This window comes from Paraburkholderia sp. SIMBA_054, from assembly GCF_046534875.1.
Lineage (GTDB): Bacteria > Pseudomonadota > Gammaproteobacteria > Burkholderiales > Burkholderiaceae > Paraburkholderia > Paraburkholderia hospita.
This window is the reverse complement of sequence record NZ_JAWRXV010001477.1, coordinates 1-244: the sequence shown is the minus strand read 5'-3', so window position 1 is coordinate 244 and position 244 is coordinate 1. Positions and strand designations below refer to the sequence as shown.

Sequence of the window (244 nt, the reverse complement as noted above, 5' to 3'; positions counted from 1 at the left end):
GACGGACAAGCCGTTGCGTTTCAAGCCGATCGACCTGTACTACCACATGTACAGCGGTACCAAGGTCGCTTCGCTGCGCGCGCTCGACCAGATTTTCACGGCGGTGCTCAAGCAAGCCGTGCTGCCCGTGCAGATGACCGATTACACGCAGAAGGTGCTCGACTGGCGTTCGTTCGCTGTCGCACGCGCGGTGCGCGGCGACGTCGACGCGGATGCAGGTGCAGGTGCAGGTGCCGATGGCGGC

1 protein-coding gene is annotated in these 244 nt (G+C 63.9%); it reads left to right on the top strand.

The window, feature by feature from the left end; genetic code table 11:
• A partial coding sequence (locus SB822_RS59945; RefSeq protein ID WP_410859490.1) for a hypothetical protein occupies positions 1-244 on the top strand: 244 nt, incomplete at both ends.